This window comes from Streptomyces sp. NPDC054813, from assembly GCF_053611365.1.
This window is the reverse complement of record NZ_JBSHAF010000008.1, coordinates 1-3,090: the sequence shown is the minus strand read 5'-3', so window position 1 is coordinate 3,090 and position 3,090 is coordinate 1. Positions and strand designations below refer to the sequence as shown.

General features: G+C 73.9%; 2 protein-coding genes and 1 pseudogene. 1 reads left to right on the top strand and 2 read right to left on the bottom strand.

Going from position 1 to position 3,090, the window contains the following annotated elements; genetic code table 11:
• Window positions 1-494 precede the first annotated feature (494 nt).
• On the bottom strand, window positions 495-1,118 hold the full coding sequence (locus ACWGJB_RS17420) for a GntR family transcriptional regulator (RefSeq protein WP_453381018.1): 624 nt from the start codon (window positions 1,116-1,118) through the stop codon (window positions 495-497).
• A gap of 351 nt (window positions 1,119-1,469) precedes the next feature.
• Between ACWGJB_RS17420 and ACWGJB_RS17415 the strand changes: the two genes are divergently transcribed.
• Window positions 1,470-1,679 carry a hypothetical protein gene (locus tag ACWGJB_RS17415; RefSeq protein ID WP_453381017.1) on the top strand — a complete coding sequence of 70 codons (210 nt, stop codon included), beginning with the start codon at window positions 1,470-1,472 and terminating at the stop codon, window positions 1,677-1,679.
• A gap of 58 nt (window positions 1,680-1,737) precedes the next feature.
• Here the strand turns inward: ACWGJB_RS17415 and sucB are convergent.
• Window positions 1,738-2,952 (bottom strand): annotated as a pseudogene (gene sucB / locus ACWGJB_RS17410) (2-oxoglutarate dehydrogenase, E2 component, dihydrolipoamide succinyltransferase); the annotation flags it as partial.
• Between the last annotated feature and the right edge of the window lie 138 nt (window positions 2,953-3,090).

Here is a 3,090-nt window from a genome sequence, read left to right as displayed (position 1 = left end):
GGGTGGGGGGGCTCCGCTTGCTGTGGGGGGGGGGGGTGGGGTGGTGGGGGGGCGGGGGGGGGGGGGGGGGGGGGGGGGGGGCCCCCCCCCGGCGACAATAACTCCCTGATCGATGATCGATCAAAGGGTTGAGGGGCAAAACTTCTCGATTCCGAGAAAGTCGGCACGGGGTGCCTCCGACGGTGGCACCGGGTGACGCTCTCGAGGCGGGGTTTCTGCAGGTGAGACGGTGTTTGAGCGAGGGAGCGCTCGTGTGTGGGGAGGGGGTGGGAGAGACGGCTGAGGGGGATCCGGCACCACCGGAATGCGCCGTGGGAGGGCGCCGCTGCGGCGCGGGAAAGCCGTGGGAGGGCGCCGAGCGCGGCGGCCGGTCATGATGAAGCCGGCGGTCGGTCAAGATTCTTTTCCGCCGCGACGGTGATCAGCCGCGACGGCGCTCTTCGGCGGTGCCGAGCTCGGGGCAACCCCGAAGGCTCACGCCTTCTGCCGGAGGCTCACGGCCTCGGTGCGCAGCCCAGCACGTGGGACTTCACGATGTCGGCGATTCTCGGGTCGCGGCGCTGGAACGCGGCCACCAGTTCCTCGTGCTCCTCCGCGTACGACTGCTGGACCGTTCCCAGCCAGCGGATCGACAGCGCCGTGAAGACCTCGATGCCCAGGCCCTCCCAGGTGTGCAGCAGTACCGAGTTGCCGGCCGCCCGGACCAGCTCGCGGTGGAAGCCGACCGTGTGCCGGACCTGCGCCGTGCCGTCGGTGTTCCGGTCGGCCTCGTACAGCGCCGTGACATGCGGTTCGAGCGCCGAGCAGTCCGATGCCAGCCGCTCCGCCGCCAGCTCCGCCGCGATCGCCTCCAGACCGGCCCGCACCGGGTAGCTCTCCTCCAGGTCGGCCGCCGTCAGGTTCCGCACCCGCACGCCCTTGTTCGGCGCCGACTCGATCAGCCGCAGCGACTCCAGCTCCCGGAGCGCCTCCCGCACCGGCGTCTGGCTGACCTCCAGCTCGGTGGCGATCCGCCGCTCCACGATCCGCTCGCCCGGCTTCCAGCGCCCGCTGACGATTCCCTCCACGATGTGCTCGCGGATCTGTTCGCGCAGCGAGTGGACGACGGGCGCGGTCATGGGAGCTCCTTAAGGGCGTTGACGTTTAGACAATACGGCCGCTCCGCCTCTCGGGAGAGGCGCACGGGGGAGCTTTCGCGCAGGTGAGACGAGACTTACACGCTTCCCAGCCGGGCGGGATGCGTAAAGCCCCCGTACCGGAGCCGCTGCGGAGTCGTCACCGCCGTGTCACCGGCAGAACCCGCGCGGGCCGTCCGCCGGCGGGGTGTGCGGAGGGGCTCCGGCAGGGGCGAGCCCCTCCGCGGGACCGGAGGCGACCGACGCGCGCACTACCCGGGCAAGTCCAGCCGCTCCTGCAGCCGATATCGGTGCACGTCGCCCTCGACGAGTGACGTCCGCGCCGTCCGGAAGATGATCCGTACCGTCGAAGGCCGCGGTTTCCTCGTCGGCGTCGACCCGAGGACCGGGGAGCTGACCTCCCGGGACTGTCTCGACGCGACGTACGACGTCCGCAGGGCCTGCCGGACCCGGCACCCGACCCCGGCGCCCCACCTCGACATCCCCGACGTGCGGGTGGCGACGCCGGCCGGCTGGTCCGACGGCCGGCTCACGCCCGGGTGATACGACGGTGCCCCGCCCGGAGCAGCTCCGGACGGGGCACCGTACAACCCTTGGCGGATCAGAGACCGAGCTCGACCTCGAACTCGCCGGCCTCCAGGATCGCCTTGACGGCCGTCAGGTAGCGGGCCGCGTCGGCGCCGTCCACCAGGCGGTGGTCGTAGGAGAGGGTCAGGTACGTCATGTCGCGGACGCCGATGACCGTGCCCTCCTCCGTCTCGATGACGGCCGGACGCTTGACCGTGGCACCGATGCCGAGGATCGCGACCTGGTTCGGCGGCACGATGATCGTGTCGAACAGCGCGCCGCGCGAGCCGGTGTTGGAGATGGTGAAGGTCGCACCGGACAGCTCGTCCGGGGTGATCTTGTTCGCCCGGACCTTGCCCGCGAGCTCGGCGGTGGCCTTGGCGATACCGGCGATGTTGAGGTCGCCCGCGTGCTTGATGACCGGGGTCATCAAGCCCTTCTCGGAGTCCACCGCGATACCGACGGACTCGGTGTCGAAGTAGGTGATCGTGCCCTCTTCCACGTTGATCCGGGCGTTGATGGCCGGGTGGGCCTTCAGCGCCTGGGCCGCCGCCTTCACGAAGAACGGCATCGGGGAGAGCTTGACGCCCTCGCGCGCGGCGAAGGAGTCCTTGGCCTGGGCGCGCAGGCGCATCAGGCGGGTCACGTCGACCTCGACGACCGAGGACAGCTGGGCCTGCTCGTGCAGCGCCTTGACCATGTTGTCGCCGATGACCTTGCGGATGCGGGGCATCTTGACGGTCTGGCCACGGAGCGGGGAGACCTCCAGCTTGGGGGTCTTCTTCGCACCGGCGGCCGGAGCGGCGGCGGCCGCGGGGGCCGGAGCGGTCGCGGCGGCCTTCGCGGCCTCGGCGGCGGCGAGCACGTCCTGCTTGCGGATACGACCGCCGACGCCGGTGCCCTTGACGGAGCCCAGGTCGACACCGTTCTCGGCGGCGAGCTTGCGTACCAGCGGGGTGACGTAGGCGCCCTCGTCGACCGGAGCGGCCGGAGCCGGAGCCGCGGCCGGGGTGACCGGGGCCGGAGCCGCCGGCGCGGGGGCCGGAGCGGCCGGAGCCGGAGCGGCGGCGACCGGGGCGGGAGCCGGGGCCGCCGGGGCAGGCGCGGGAGCCGGCGCCGGGGCGGCCGGGGCAGCCGCGGGAGCCGGGGCCGCGGGGGCGGCCGGGGCGGGCGCCGGGGCGGGCGCGGCCGGGGCCGGGGCGGCCGCCCGAGCGGCCCCCCGGGCGCCGCTGACCGCCCGCGTGGCGCCCCCCCCCGCGGGGGCGGCCGCGGCGCGCCAGCCCCCTCCCCGGCCCCGCGCCGGGGGCAGCGCAGCCCGGGTGCAGCCCCGCCCGCGCCGCCGGGGAGTCGCCGAGCATCGTCAGGCGCAGCGGGGGCTCACCGGGGC

What these genes read in the sequence shown, in the direction of transcription:
- ACWGJB_RS17420 (WP_453381018.1), bottom strand. Translation starts at nt 1,118, where the DNA reads ATGACCGCGCCCGTCGTCCACTCGCTGCGCGAACAGATCCGCGAGCAC.
- ACWGJB_RS17415 (WP_453381017.1), top strand. Translation starts at nt 1,470, where the DNA reads ATGATCCGTACCGTCGAAGGCCGCGGTTTCCTCGTCGGCGTCGACCCG.